Genomic DNA, 12,788 nt, shown 5'->3' on the forward strand with positions numbered 1-12,788 from the left:
CTGCACCGGCCGGGATGCGCATCCCGGCCGGTGCATCCAGTAAACCACACTTCTTCCACACAAGCCCGAGGATGACGCAAGAAGAGGGGGCGGTCACAAATGAGACGGAGCCGCGTTCCGCACCGGTCGATGGGAAGGAAAACATCTCCTCCCCTCCGTCATCCTCGGGCTTGACCCGAGGATCCACCCGCCCCGCCAACCAACTTCGACAGCCGAAACGGAAACCCGAAGCGCCCTCTCCCCTCCCCTAAAACACGAAACCCGCACCTTGCGATGCGGGTTTCGCCATTGCGGAAAAACTGTTTCTCCGGTCAGCCGCGCAGGATGCCGCGGCCGGCGTACCGCGCCTGCGCACCCAGCTGCTCCTCGATGCGGATGAGCTGGTTGTACTTGGCGGTGCGGTCGGAACGGGCGAGCGAGCCGGTCTTGATCTGGCCGCAGTTGGTGGCGACGGCAAGGTCGGCGATGGTGGAGTCTTCCGTCTCCCCGGAGCGGTGCGACATGACGGCGGTGTAGCTCGCCTTGTGCGCGGTCTCGACGGCGTCGAGCGTTTCGGAGAGCGAGCCGATCTGGTTGACCTTGACGAGGATCGAGTTGGCGACGCCCATCTTGATGCCGTCGCGCAGGCGCGCGGAGTTGGTGACGAACAGGTCGTCGCCGACGAGCTGCACCGTCTTGCCGATCTTGTCGGTCAGCGCCTTCCAGCCGTCCCAGTCGTCTTCGGCCATGCCGTCCTCGATCGAGAAGATCGGGTACCTGGCGGTGAGTTCGGCAAGGTAGTCGGCCATGGCGCCCGGCTCCAGCGTGCGGCCCTCGCCTTCGAGGACGTACTTGCCGTCCTTGAAGAATTCCGTCGAGGCGCAGTCGAGCGCGATGTAGACGTCCTCGCCCGGACGGTAGCCGGCCTTCTCGATCGACTTCATGATGAAGTCGAGGGCGGCGGGGGCCGAGGCGAGGCCCGGCGCGAAGCCGCCCTCGTCGCCGACATTGGTGTTGTGGCCGTCGCTGGCGAGCTGCTTCTTCAGCGTGTGGAAGACCTCCGAGCCCACGCGCACGGCGTCGCGCACCGTCTCGGCGCCGACCGGCACGATCATGAATTCCTGGAAGTCGATCGGGTTGTCGGCGTGCGCGCCGCCGTTGATGATGTTCATCATCGGCACCGGCAAGACGCGGGCGTTCGGGCCGCCGACATAGCGGTAGAGCGGCAGGTTGGCGGCTTCCGCGGCGGCCTTGGCGACGGCGAGCGAGACGCCGAGAATGGCGTTGGCGCCGAGGCGCGACTTGTTCGGCGTGCCGTCGAGCTCGATCATCGTCTGGTCGATGTGGATCTGGTCTTCCGCCTCGAGACCGCCGATCGCCTCGAAGATCTCGCCGTTGACGGCGGCGACCGCGTTTTCGACACCCTTGCCGAGGTAGCGCTTGCCGCCGTCGCGCAGCTCCACGGCCTCGTGCGCGCCGGTCGAGGCGCCCGACGGTACGGCCGCGCGGCCGAAGCTGCCATCCTCGAGGTGCACGTCCACTTCGACGGTGGGATTGCCGCGGCTGTCGAGGATCTCGCGGCCGATGATGTCGATGATTGCGGTCATGGATATCGTCCTGGTTCGGGGTTTATAAATCGATTAAAATCCACTTTTAATCGACGATGCGGAAATTTCAATGGCGCGGGCGCCGCAGACAAAACGGATGGCACGCCTCCGTGTCATCCGTTTGAAACCTTTAGCCTTTGGCGATCGCGTCGAAGGCAAGCAACTTTTCCAGGAGCCGCGGCATGTCCTTCAGATGCACCATGTTCGGCCCGTCGGAGGGCGCGTTGTCCGGATCCTCGTGCGTCTCGATGAAGAGGCCGGCGACGCCGACCGCGACGGCCGCCCGCGCCAGCGTCTCGACGAACTCGCGCTGGCCGCCGGAGGAGCCGCCCTGCCCGCCCGGCTGCTGTACGGAATGCGTCGCGTCGAAGACGACCGGCGCGCCGAGCGAAGCCATGATCGGCAAGGCGCGCATGTCGGAAACCAGCGTGTTGTAGCCGAAGGACGCGCCGCGCTCGCACAGGAGCACGTTCGGATTGCCGCTCTCGGTGAACTTCGCCAGCACGTTCCTCATGTCCCAGGGCGCGAGGAACTGGCCCTTCTTGACGTTGATCGTCCGCCCGGTCTTCGCCGCGGCGACCAGAAGGTCGGTCTGCCGCGAGAGGAAGGCCGGGATCTGCAGGATGTCGACGGTCTTCGCGACGATGCCGCACTGCTCTTCCGTGTGGATGTCCGTCAGCACCGGAAAGCCGAAATCCTTCTTGAGGTCGGCGAAGATCTCCAGCGCCTTATCAAGCCCGATGCCGCGCTTGCCAGAGAGCGACGTACGGTTCGCCTTGTCGAAGGAGGACTTGTAGACGAGGCCGATGCCGAGCTTGCCGCAGAGCTCGGCGAGCGTGCCGGCGATCATGTAGGCATGGTCGCGGCTCTCCATCTGGCAGGGGCCGGCGATCAGCGAGAAACGTTCCGTCTGCGAGAAGGTGACCTTCTTCGGCCCTTCGCCGACGACGACGGTGGAATTGGTTTTCATCTCATTCTCCAAAGACAAAGAGGACGCCCTGCCCCGGCGCCGGCGGCACCAGCAGGCGCCCGTCCCGTTCCGTGAAGGCGACGCCGCGCCCGCTCAGCAGGCGGCGGCAGCCGGACAGGTCGGAAACCCTGAAGACGACCGCCCGGCCCTTCAGCCCGCGGTCGCCGCCGGCGACCGGCGCGATCCCGTAGAAACCTTCGAGGCCGGCGTCGTTCACGACGGTGATGCGGCCGCGCGGCGTGTCGACCGACATGCCGAAGGACATGGCCTCGACCTCGCGCTCGTCGGCCGCTTCCTGCACCAGATACTGGAAGTCGGTCGGGTTCTGCTCCGACAGCACCACCTCGGCGAGCGAGACGACGCCGTTCTCGTGCGCTTCCAGCGAGGCGCGGTCGGCGGGCAGCGGAAGGATGCGCTGCGAGGCGAAGAAGAAGAAATCGGGGCTGCGCAGGTCGGCGGCGAAGGCGAGCCGGAAGCTGCCGGTCGCGGCCGTGCCGTCGGGCAGCAGCATGTCGCGGGAGAACTCCAGCACCTCGCCGCCGGAAAGGCCGGCCGCCGTATAGCGCTGGTCGTCCTCCCAGGCATTGCCGCTCGCCATGGCGATGGCGGAAAAACCTTCGATACCGCGTCGGAAACGGAAGGCCTGGTCGCGCGCGACGAAGACATTGCCCGCCCGCGCGGCCTCCTCGCATTCCTCGCGGTTGGCGATGCCGAGCGGTTCCAGATAGCTGCCGTCGGCAAGGAAGACGCAACAGTTCTCCGTGCCGAAGGGATGGCGCGCATCGCTCGCGACGGTGAAGCCGAGCCGCGTCAGCCGTTCGCGGGCGACTGCAAGGTCGGACACCGGCAGCACCAGATGGTCGATCGGGCGGGGTGTTCTCGAACTCACGGTCATGGGTAAAATCCGGTCGTGTTTCAGGCGACCCGTGCTTTGCATGCTTTCGGCCCGCAATGCAAGGCCGGCACCGCGCAAGGGGGCGGCGGGAACTTTTCCCGTCCCGGGCCATTCCAGACGACTTTTCCGCATGGGGGCAGACCTATTCCGAAATCCCGCGACATCACCCGGCAGCGCAACCTGCACGAATCCCGTCCCGTCTGGGCCGACTCGCCGCGCATTTCTCTGCGCACGCAGAAAACCGCCTCGCACGGCGATTACGATGTCATCATCGTCGGAGCCGGCATTTCCGGCGCGCTGATGGCCCACGCGCTGGCGGATGGAAAGCGCGGCGTGCTCGTCGCCGACCGGCGGCGGCCGGTGCACGGCAGCACGCTCGCCAGCACGGCGATGATCCAGCACGAGATCGACGTTCCCCTGCACAAGCTCGCCGGCATGATCGGCGAGGAGAAGGCCCGCCGCGCCTGGCAGCGCTCCGCCCGCGCCGTCGAGCAGCTGACGCGCATCGTCGCGGACATCGGCATTTCCTGCGGCTTCGAGCGCAAGGCGACGCTGTTCCTCGCCGGCGACGAATATGGCCATCGGGCCCTGCGCACGGAGACCGATGCGCGCCACGCCGCCGGCATAGAGGCGGACTTCCTTAACGCAGCCGCGCTCGCCGACCGCTTCTCCATCGACCGCAGCGGCGCGATCCTCAGCGACATCTCCGCCTCGGCGAACCCGGCGCAGATGGCGGCCGGCATCCTGCGGGCGGCGGCGGCGCGCGGGGTCGAAATCGCAAGCCCGCTGGAAATCACCGACATACGCGCGACGGCGCAGGGCGTCTTCCTCGCCACCGCGGACGGCAGGATCCTCTCGGCCCGCCACGCCGTCTTCTGCTCCGGCTACGAGTTCCTGGAGGCCGTCGCCGACAAGGACCACGCCATCATCTCCACCTGGGCGCTCGCCACCCCGCCCGGCACGGCCCTGCCGGACTGGCTGAAGGACTGCATCGTCTGGGAAGGCGCCGATCCCTACCTCTATTTCCGCCGCACCCGCGACGGCCGCCTTATCGCCGGCGGCGAGGACGAGGAGAGCGAAGATGCCTACGCCTCGCCGAAGACGCTCACGCGCAAGGCCGCGACGATCCGCAGGAAGGTCGAGGCGCTGCTCGGCCTCCGCCTGCCGGAGCCGGACCACGTCTGGGCCGCCCCCTTCGGCACGACCCGCACCGGCCTGCCGCTGATCGGCTGCATTCCCGGCCTTCCCAACGTCTTCGCCGTCATGGGCTTCGGCGGCAACGGCATCACCTTCAGCCAGATCGCCGCCGAGATCGTTTCGGCGCAGATCGCCGGCCACGGCGATGCGGACGCGGACCTTTTCGCCTTCCGCAGCCGCCAATCTTGACGAACCGCCATCCGGGACGGGCGATATTCCCCTTCCGTTGAATGGTTGCGGACGGCAAGGCGGGGTATGCTCGGCAAAGACCTGCGAAGACCGGACCGCCATGCTGCTCGCCATCCTTTCCGACATCCACGCCAACCGCGAGGCCTTCGAGGCGGTGCTGGTCGCCGCCGAGGCGGCGGGCGCCGGGCGCTTCGTGCTGCTCGGCGACATCGTCGGCTATGGCGCCGATCCGGAATGGTGCGCCGAACAGGCGATGAGGCTTGCCGGGACGGGCGCGATCGTGCTGCGCGGCAACCATGACGATGCCGTCGGCAACCCCGCCGTCTCGATGAACGCCACCGCGACGCTCGCGCTCGAATGGACGCGCCGGCAGCTCGGCAGTAAGACCCGGGCGTTCCTTGCCGCCCTGCCCTTCGATGCGCGCGAGGGCGATTGCCTCTTCGTGCATGCCGATGCCAGTGCGCCGTCCGACTGGAACTACGTGCTCGACGACAGCGACGCCGGCCGGCACCTTGCGGCCAGCGATGCGCGGGTGAACTTCTGCGGCCACGTGCACAAGCCCGCCCTCTACTGCACCGCGCCGGGCGGCAAAGTCTCGCATTTCCGCCCCGTCGCCGCGACTGCGGTGCCGCTCCTGCCGCAGCGCCGCTGGCTTGCCGTCATGGGGTCGGTCGGCCAGCCGCGCGACGGCAATCCGGCCGCCGCCTTCGCGCTCTACGATACCGAAAGCGCGGAACTGCGCTTCCTGCGCGCCGCCTATGACACGGAAAAGGCGGCCGGCAAGATCCTGGCGGCGGGCCTTCCCGCCTCGCTCGCCGATCGCCTGTTCAGGGGACGCTAGATGGCGAATGCGCGGCTGAAACCCGGTGACGTGATCGACGGCTTCGTCATCGAGGACATCGCGCACAACGGCGGCATGGCCCGGATCTGGAAGGTCAGCCGGCCCGACATCGACTTCCCCATCCTCATGAAGGTGCCGGTCATCGGCGAGGGCGACGATCCGGCGGCCATCGTCGGCTTCGAGATGGAGCAGATGATCCTGCCGCGCCTTTCCGGCCCGCACGTGCCGCGCTTCGTCGCCAACGGCGATTTCGCCACGCTCCCCTACATCGTCATGGAGCGCCTGCCCGGCACCTCGCTCTATCCGCTGCTCGAGCGCCTGCCGCTGCCGCCGGACGAGGCGGCCGCGATCGGCGCCAAGGTCGCGGTCGCGCTCGATTCGCTGCACCGCCAGCATGTCGTCCATCTCGACCTGAAGCCGTCGAACGTGATGTTCCGCGACAGCGGCGAGGCGGTGCTCATCGATTACGGCCTTGCCCGCCATGTCCACCTGCCGGACCTGATGGACGAGCAGTTCCGCCTGCCCTACGGCACGGCGCCCTACATGGCGCCCGAACAGGTGCTCGGCACGCGCAGCGATTTCCGCAGCGACCTCTTCGCGCTCGGCGTCATGCTCTATTTCTTCTCGACCGGCGAACGCCCGTTCGGCGATCCGCAGCGCCTCAAGGGCCTGAAACGCCGGCTCTGGCGCGATCCGCCGCCGCCGCGCGCCCGCAACGCCGCCGTTCCGCCCGCGCTCCAGGAGGTCATCCTGCGCTGCCTGGAGGTGAACCCGGCCTGGCGCTATCCGAGCGCCGCCCAGCTTGCGCTCGACCTGCAGGACCTGTCCGCCGTCAAGCTGACGGCGCGGGCGGAGAAGATGAAGCGCGATCCGCTCTCCATGGTGCTGCGCCGCCGCTTCAATCCGGTGCCGATCGAGACCGTGAAGCCGCAGGCGGCGGAAGCCCAGCTCGCCAACGCGCCGATCGTCGCCGTCGCGATCGACCTTGCCGGCGGCGCGCCGGAGCTTGCCGAGGCGATGCGCACGACCGTCGCCCGCATCATCGAGAACACGCCGGACGCCCGCATCGCCTGCCTCAACGTCCTGAAGATCAACCGCATCGCCATCGACACCTCGCTGGACGAGGAAGGCCGCAACAAGCACGTGCTGCGCCTCGTCGAGCTGCGCACCTGGTCGACGGGCCTGCCCGCCCCCGGCGGCGGCATCACCTTCCATGTGCTGGAGGCCGTCTCGCCCGCCGACGCCATCCTCGAATATGCCCGGGAAAACTACGTCGACCACATCGTGATGGGCGCGCGCGCCGAATCGGCCATGCGCTCCATGCTCGGCAGCGTCTCCGGCGAGGTGGCGGCGCACGCGCCCTGCACGGTGACGGTGGTGCGCAGCCGCCCGCGCCCGGAATAGAAAGCCGTATTCCGGCGTAAGCTTCTGTAAAACCGGGGAAAATACGCCGCTTCCCCTGCGGGCGGAAGGCTCCCGCCTCATGCGGCCGGCCGTCTCGGCCCTGCGGCGGGGCGACCCGTCATTCCCCTGTCATGTGACGATGATGTCTCTTCCCGCGTGAATGCACCCGGCGGCCGCCATGCATGATGCCGGCCCCCATCGGAGTACGCGTGAATGGACATGGCTCAGGCCTTCGCCCTTGCCTCGGGCGCTCTCGTCGCGACCAACCTCGCCAGCATCCTCATCGCCGGCAAGCGGCTGAAGCCCACCGGCGCCCCGCCGCCGGAAATCGCGGAAAAGCCGCCCGTCTCGATCGTCATACCCGTCCGCGGCATCGAGAATTTCTCCGCCGAGACGCTCGCCCGCGCCTTCCGCCTCACATGGCCCGACTACGAGCTCCTCTTCTGCGCCGCCCAGGGCAACGATCCGATCATCGCGGAAATCGAGAAGACGGCGGCCGCCCATCCCCATGTCGCCGCGCGCATCCTCGTCGGCGACGACCGCATCAGCGCCAATCCCAAGCTCAACAACTGCGTCAAGGGCTGGCAGGCCGCGCGCCACGACTGGGTGATCCTTGCCGATTCGAACGTGCTGATGCCGCCGGATTACGTGCAGCACCTGATGGCCGGCTGGCGGCGCGATTCGGGCCTCGTCTGCTCGACGCCGCTCGGCTCGCGGCCGGACGGATTCTGGGCGGAGGTCGAATGCATGTTCCTCAACACCCAGCAGGCGCGCTGGCAATATGCCGGCGAGGCCGTCGGCCTCGGCTTCGCGCAGGGCAAGAGCATGCTCTGGTACAAGCCGATGCTCGACGCCAACGGCGGCATCCACGCGCTGAACGCGGAGATCGCCGAGGACGCGGCCTCGACCAAGCTGGTGAACCGCCTCGGCCTCAAGGTGCATCTCGTCTCCTCGCCCTTCGAGCAGCCGCTGGGCCGTCGCACCGGCCACGAGATCTGGTCGCGCCAGTGCCGCTGGTCGCGTCTGCGCCGCGTCACCTTCCCGGGCTTCTTCGCGCCGGAAATCCTGCTCGGCGTCCTGCCGCCCCTGCTGCTCGCCGTCGTCGCGGCGCTCCTCGGCGACACGGCGCCTGCGCCCGTCGTCCTCCTGGTGCTTGCCGGCATCTACCTGCCGGAAATCGCCCTCGCCCTTGCAAAGGGCTGGCGCGTCTCCCTTTGGTCTTTGCCGGCGATGATCGTGCGGGACGTCATGATGCCCGCCATCTGGCTGCGCGCCTGGATCGACGGCACCATCGACTGGCGCGGCAACACCATGACCATCGGCACGACGGCCTGCGAACTGAAGGAAGCGCCGGCCGGGTCGTAAGCGGGACAAGCCCCCCTGTAAGATCGGGTGATTGCACGGCGGATTCCAGGCGAAGCATACGGCTTCGAGGGACGTTGTCGTGGGAAGTGATCAGGCCCCTTCTTGGCAAGCGCTCCGCCTTTCTCTCGACAAGCGCTTGAAACGCCCATTTGCTGTTGCGGCAAAGGCCGGATGCGTGTATCTCCGCATCGCCGGGACGGAGTGTAGCGCAGCCTGGTAGCGCATCTGGTTTGGGACCAGAGGGTCGGGAGTTCGAATCTCTCCACTCCGACCACGTCCGGCGGGCGTTTCGATGCCAAATGCTCTTCCGGTCATTTCCCCTTTACGGAATCCGGGTTATGCATTCTCGGACGCGCGCCGGCGGAACGGCGTGCCTTTATGCGAGAATTCTGGAGCCGCTTCGATGACCGCGAAGATCTATCGTCCCGCCAAGACCGCTATGCAGTCCGGCAAGGCCAAGACTCACCTCTGGGTTCTGGAGTTCGATGCGGAGAAACCTCGGACGATCGACCCGATCATGGGCTATACGAGTTCCGCCGACATGTACCAGCAGGTGAAGCTGACCTTCGAGACCAGAGAAGAAGCGATCGCCTATGCGACGCGCAACGGCATCGAATACCGCGTGATCGAGCCGAAGGAAGCGACCCGCAAGCGCGTCGCCTATCCGGACAACTTCCGCTTCAACCGCATGCAACCCTGGACCCACTGAGGTCCCGCCGGCCCCTTAGCTCAGCTGGATAGAGCATCTGCCTTCTAAGCAGAATGTCGCAGGTTCGAGCCCTGCAGGGGTCGCCAATCTTGTGCAATTGATTGCAAAATTGAAGCACTGTTGCTGCAATCCCGCCTATTTCGTCTTGCGCAGCGAATCGATCAGCTCGTTCTCGACGCGGTTGCCGGTGCGGATGCCGAGGCGTTTCACGGTGCCGCCGTTCAGCTCCAGCACGTAGTCGATCGGGCCCTTCGAATCGATGATCGCCTCCGAGAGCGGCTCGGCGTTCTCCTTGATCGACCGGATCCGGCCGTCCTTGCCGATGAACAGCATGTCGAGCGCGATATAGGTGTTCTTCATCCACATGAAGACCTGCCGCGTCTCGCCGAAGGCGAACAGCATGCCCTGGTCGGGCGCCATTTCGGTCCGGTGCATCAGCCCCTGTTCGCGCTGGCGCGGCGTCACGGCGAGCTCCACCGTGAAGGCATGGCTCTTGCCGTTCTTCGTCACGATGGTCAGCGGCTGCCTGTCGAACGCCTCGTCCGCGGCGGCTGCGGGCGCCAGGCAAAGAAAAAGCGCCAGGACGGCGCTTGCCAGGCGTGCGACACCGAGGGCGCGCGCAAAACCCGCCATCAGTGCGCCCTGTTGCCGGGATGCGGGATATCCGGGTGGATTTCCGCGGCCATCAGGCCCTTCTCGCCATCGCCGAAACGCACCAGCACGACCTGGCCGGGGCGCAATTCCGTGAGGCCGAAGCGGCGCAGCGTCTCCATATGGATGAAGATGTCTTCCGTGCCCTCGCCGCGGGTGAGGAACCCGAAGCCCTTCGTGCGGTTGAACCATTTTACGAGGACGCGCTCGAGCCCGCTCGACGGGGTGACCTGCACGTGGGTCTTGACCGGCGGCATCTGCGAGGGATGCACGGCCGTCGACTGGTCCATGGAAAGGATGCGGAACGCCTGGTAGCCGCGCTCGCGCTTCTGGATCAAAGCGACGACGCGCGTGCCTTCCAGGACCGTCTGGTAGCCGTCGCGGCGAAGGCACGTGACGTGCAGCAGCACATCCTGCATGCCGTTGTCCGGCACGATGAAGCCGAACCCCTTGGCGACGTCGAACCACTTGATGACACCGGTGATCTCGATCAGATCGACGGCGTCGTTGCTCTGGTCATCACGGCCCGTGATTTCCTTTGAAGACACCCTGTCCGCCATGACCTGCCAGCCCCTCGTTTACGCGTCACATGAGTTACGGTTAACTGATTCTTGAGAACCAGAATAACATTGTCCCGATGCGAATGCGCAAGCCCCTTTGAAAGTTTTGCCGGCCCCATTGGTAGGCCGCAAGGCTTGCCTGAGGCTGACAAAAACCTAATCTTCAGGGCGATTCCCATTCAGAGGATATTCCAATGCGTTATCTCCACACGATGGTCCGGGTCAAAGACATCGACCAGTCCCTCCATTTCTACTGCACGCTCTTCGGCCTTCAGGAAGTTCGCCGCCTGGAGAACGAGAAGGGCCGTTTCACCCTGATCTTCCTCGCCGCGCCCGAGGATGTCGCGGCGGCGCGCGAGAATGCGGCGCCCTGCCTGGAGCTCACCTACAACTGGGATCCCGAGGACTATGCGGGCGGACGCAACTTCGGCCACCTCGCCTACGAGGTCGACGACATCTACGCCATCTGCCGGAAGCTGATGGACAACGGCGTCACCATCAACCGCCCGCCGCGCGACGGCCACATGGCCTTCGTGCGCTCGCCGGACGGCATCTCCATCGAAATCCTGCAGAAGGGCGAGAGCCTGGCGCCGGCCGAACCCTGGACCTCGATGGGCAATACGGGCGCCTGGTAAACCGCCCGGACGCAAGCTCCGGGCAAAGCTTGCGTCCTATACCCTTCAGCGACGAACCATCGTTTCGCCGTATTTGACCGGAAGAACTTGCCGCTCCGGTCGTACGCCAGTCATGAGGGGGCGTCTGGCCGTTTCCGGGCCGGATTGCTTCCCGTTCTGCGCGTTCACGGCTTCGCACGCTTCGGCCTTTACACCTCCGGCCGAAACTGTAACATCGCGGCAACCGCAGCTTGGCCCCTCCGGCTTTTCTCGATTGCGGTTGCGACTGTTTGAAGAAATGGCCCTACCGGCGGCAAGACCGAGGGCACGAACGTCGAAAGCGGGGGAAAGCCTTTGCAGGACATGCAGGGAAAGTGGCCGAGCCTGAAGACGCTGCGGTATGGATTGCTGCTCGCCGTTTCGGTTGCCACGCTCTCGGGCTGCGTTTCCGCAGTCTCCACGGATTTGCGCGCGGACAACAAGCTCGCGCAGGAAAAGGAAGAAACCGTCGCCGAGGGCAGCGCGGACGAAACCGCGACGCCCGTAGCAGCCGACGGAACGGCGCAGGTCGCCGACGCCGCCACGGCCGATGCTGCGGGCGCGACGGGCCAGCAGGGCGCGGAGGAAGCCGGCCGCGACATGGCCGGCCTCGTCATGCAGCCGACATCGCTCAATGCGGGCAAGGCGAGCATCTATTCCGACGGCGGCCAGGTGACGCCGGCCGGCAGCGCCTATGCGACGCAGACCGCCGGCACCAACGCCGCTACGGGCAGCCTCTATGCCGGTCCGGCGCAGGGTGCGGATGAGACCGGCCGCCTCCCCGTCGAGGACATGCCGCCGGTCGATTCGGCCGCAGGTCAGCAGGTCGCCACGTTCGAGGACGGCAAGGCCGTGGCCCTGCCGGAAAACATCCCCATCCCGAAGACGGCGCGCACCGCGCTGGTGGAAGAGGCCGCGACCGGCAACGCCGCCGACAGGGCGCTTGCCGTGCCGGCGGACGACGCGAGGACGGCAGGCGCGCTGCCGGAAACGACCACCGTTGCCGAAACGAAGAACGGGCAGCGCAAGACGCTGACGCTCGCCTCGCTCTTTGCCGACAAGCGCCAGGCGAAGGAGCAGTTCGACGGCGAGCGCTTTGCGGAAAAGCCGCGCCGCGTGCTCAACCGCGACAGCGCGAATGCGACGCAGAAGGCCTCGCTCGGCACCCTGCCCGGCGTGTCAACCGCCAATGCGCTCTTCGCGACGGACCATTCCGAGGCCGAGGAGATCGAGGACGATGAGCCGCAGTTCAAGGAAGTGGCCTCGCTCGCCGGCCTTGCGCGCCTTGCGCCGAACGGCCTGTGGCTGCAGACCGAGAAGGTGAAGACCGGCTGCTTCAAGCCGGAACTGCTCCAGGTGCTGAAGACGATCGAGAAGCATTACGACAAGCCGATCATCGTCACCTCCGGCCTGCGCGGCGTGAAGCGGAACCGCGCCAAGCAGTCCCTGCACACGCGCTGCGAGGCGGCGGACATCCAGATCGCCGGGGTCAGCAAGTGGGAGCTGGCCGAGTATCTGCGCAGCATGCCGGGCCGCGGCGGCGTCGGCACCTACTGCCATACCGAATCCGTGCATATCGACATCGGCCCGGAGCGCGACTGGAACTGGCGCTGCCGCCGGCGCAAGTAAGCACCGTCACCTAACCCCTTGGAATTGAAATCATTTTTCTTTCTCGAAGCCGCCACATGGCGGCTTTTCATTTTTTTGACACAACGGCTTTTTCCCGCTTGCGGAAGGCAAAACGCCCTTCTATAAGACGCCCACCGCA

12 protein-coding genes and 2 tRNA genes are annotated in these 12,788 nt (G+C 66.5%); 9 read left to right on the forward strand and 5 right to left on the reverse strand.

Annotation, left to right across the window (positions count from 1 at the left end):
- Positions 1-311 precede the first annotated feature (311 nt).
- From eno to ACIIOY_RS21770, 3 genes are all read right to left on the reverse strand, one after another.
- Entirely contained in the window at positions 312-1,586 is a 1,275-nt protein-coding gene (gene eno, locus ACIIOY_RS21760; RefSeq protein WP_411036773.1) for a phosphopyruvate hydratase, read from the reverse strand.
- Positions 1,587-1,716: 130 nt separating this feature from the next.
- Positions 1,717-2,556 (reverse strand): 3-deoxy-8-phosphooctulonate synthase, encoded by an 840-nt coding sequence (gene kdsA, locus ACIIOY_RS21765; protein ID WP_411036774.1) that lies wholly within the window; start codon positions 2,554-2,556, stop codon positions 1,717-1,719.
- A 1-nt stretch (position 2,557) separates the two neighbouring features.
- On the reverse strand, positions 2,558-3,451 hold the full coding sequence (locus tag ACIIOY_RS21770; protein ID WP_411036775.1) for a VOC family protein: 894 nt from the start codon (positions 3,449-3,451) through the stop codon (positions 2,558-2,560).
- A gap of 144 nt (positions 3,452-3,595) precedes the next feature.
- Here ACIIOY_RS21770 and ACIIOY_RS21775 point away from each other — a divergent pair, with 144 nt between their 5' ends.
- The 7 genes from ACIIOY_RS21775 to ACIIOY_RS21805 all read left to right on the forward strand — a co-directional run bounded on the left by ACIIOY_RS21775 (position 3,596) and on the right by ACIIOY_RS21805 (position 9,242).
- Entirely contained in the window at positions 3,596-4,837 is a 1,242-nt protein-coding gene (locus ACIIOY_RS21775; protein ID WP_411036784.1) for an NAD(P)/FAD-dependent oxidoreductase, read from the forward strand.
- A gap of 100 nt (positions 4,838-4,937) precedes the next feature.
- On the forward strand, positions 4,938-5,678 hold the full coding sequence (locus ACIIOY_RS21780) for a metallophosphoesterase family protein (RefSeq protein ID WP_411036776.1): 741 nt from the start codon (positions 4,938-4,940) through the stop codon (positions 5,676-5,678).
- Entirely contained in the window at positions 5,679-7,082 is a 1,404-nt protein-coding gene (locus ACIIOY_RS21785) for a serine/threonine protein kinase (protein WP_411036777.1), read from the forward strand.
- Positions 7,083-7,295: 213 nt separating this feature from the next.
- Complete coding sequence (locus tag ACIIOY_RS21790) at positions 7,296-8,447, forward strand: ceramide glucosyltransferase (RefSeq protein WP_411036778.1); 1,152 nt, start codon at positions 7,296-7,298, stop codon at positions 8,445-8,447.
- Between the two features lie 197 nt (positions 8,448-8,644).
- A tRNA-Pro gene (locus tag ACIIOY_RS21795) sits at positions 8,645-8,721 on the forward strand.
- 129 nt (positions 8,722-8,850) lie between these two features.
- A complete protein-coding gene (locus ACIIOY_RS21800; RefSeq protein WP_411036779.1) occupies positions 8,851-9,156 on the forward strand; it encodes an ETC complex I subunit in 306 nt (101 codons plus the stop codon).
- Between the two features lie 9 nt (positions 9,157-9,165).
- Positions 9,166-9,242 (forward strand) — tRNA-Arg (locus ACIIOY_RS21805).
- 49 nt (positions 9,243-9,291) lie between these two features.
- Here the strand turns inward: ACIIOY_RS21805 and ACIIOY_RS21810 are convergent.
- Complete coding sequence (locus tag ACIIOY_RS21810; protein ID WP_411036780.1) at positions 9,292-9,789, reverse strand: DUF192 domain-containing protein; 498 nt, start codon at positions 9,787-9,789, stop codon at positions 9,292-9,294.
- Entirely contained in the window at positions 9,789-10,367 is a 579-nt protein-coding gene (locus ACIIOY_RS21815; protein ID WP_411036781.1) for a cold-shock protein, read from the reverse strand. The genes ACIIOY_RS21810 and ACIIOY_RS21815 overlap by 1 nt, the downstream gene beginning before the upstream one ends.
- Positions 10,368-10,561: 194 nt before the next feature.
- On the opposite strand from ACIIOY_RS21815, the gene ACIIOY_RS21820 reads away from it, so the two are divergent.
- Positions 10,562-11,002, forward strand: coding sequence for a VOC family protein (locus ACIIOY_RS21820; protein WP_411036782.1), 441 nt, complete (start codon positions 10,562-10,564; stop codon positions 11,000-11,002).
- A 342-nt stretch (positions 11,003-11,344) separates the two neighbouring features.
- Positions 11,345-12,649, forward strand: coding sequence for a YcbK family protein (locus tag ACIIOY_RS21825; protein ID WP_411036783.1), 1,305 nt, complete (start codon positions 11,345-11,347; stop codon positions 12,647-12,649).
- The last annotated feature ends 139 nt before the right edge of the window (positions 12,650-12,788 follow it).

The sequence above is a fragment of the Shinella agrisoli genome (assembly GCF_046557955.1).
Lineage (GTDB): Bacteria > Pseudomonadota > Alphaproteobacteria > Rhizobiales > Rhizobiaceae > Shinella.

Coding starts and splice junctions, on each gene's coding strand:
- eno (WP_411036773.1), bottom strand. CDS start 1,586: ATGACCGCAATCATCGACATCATCGGCCGCGAGATCCTCGACAGCCGC.
- kdsA (WP_411036774.1), bottom strand. CDS start 2,556: ATGAAAACCAATTCCACCGTCGTCGTCGGCGAAGGGCCGAAGAAGGTC.
- ACIIOY_RS21770 (WP_411036775.1), bottom strand. CDS start 3,451: ATGACCGTGAGTTCGAGAACACCCCGCCCGATCGACCATCTGGTGCTG.
- ACIIOY_RS21780 (WP_411036776.1), top strand. CDS start 4,938: ATGCTGCTCGCCATCCTTTCCGACATCCACGCCAACCGCGAGGCCTTC.
- ACIIOY_RS21785 (WP_411036777.1), top strand. CDS start 5,679: ATGGCGAATGCGCGGCTGAAACCCGGTGACGTGATCGACGGCTTCGTC.
- ACIIOY_RS21790 (WP_411036778.1), top strand. CDS start 7,296: ATGGACATGGCTCAGGCCTTCGCCCTTGCCTCGGGCGCTCTCGTCGCG.
- ACIIOY_RS21800 (WP_411036779.1), top strand. CDS start 8,851: ATGACCGCGAAGATCTATCGTCCCGCCAAGACCGCTATGCAGTCCGGC.
- ACIIOY_RS21810 (WP_411036780.1), bottom strand. CDS start 9,789: ATGGCGGGTTTTGCGCGCGCCCTCGGTGTCGCACGCCTGGCAAGCGCC.
- ACIIOY_RS21815 (WP_411036781.1), bottom strand. CDS start 10,367: ATGGCGGACAGGGTGTCTTCAAAGGAAATCACGGGCCGTGATGACCAG.
- ACIIOY_RS21820 (WP_411036782.1), top strand. CDS start 10,562: ATGCGTTATCTCCACACGATGGTCCGGGTCAAAGACATCGACCAGTCC.
- ACIIOY_RS21825 (WP_411036783.1), top strand. CDS start 11,345: ATGCAGGGAAAGTGGCCGAGCCTGAAGACGCTGCGGTATGGATTGCTG.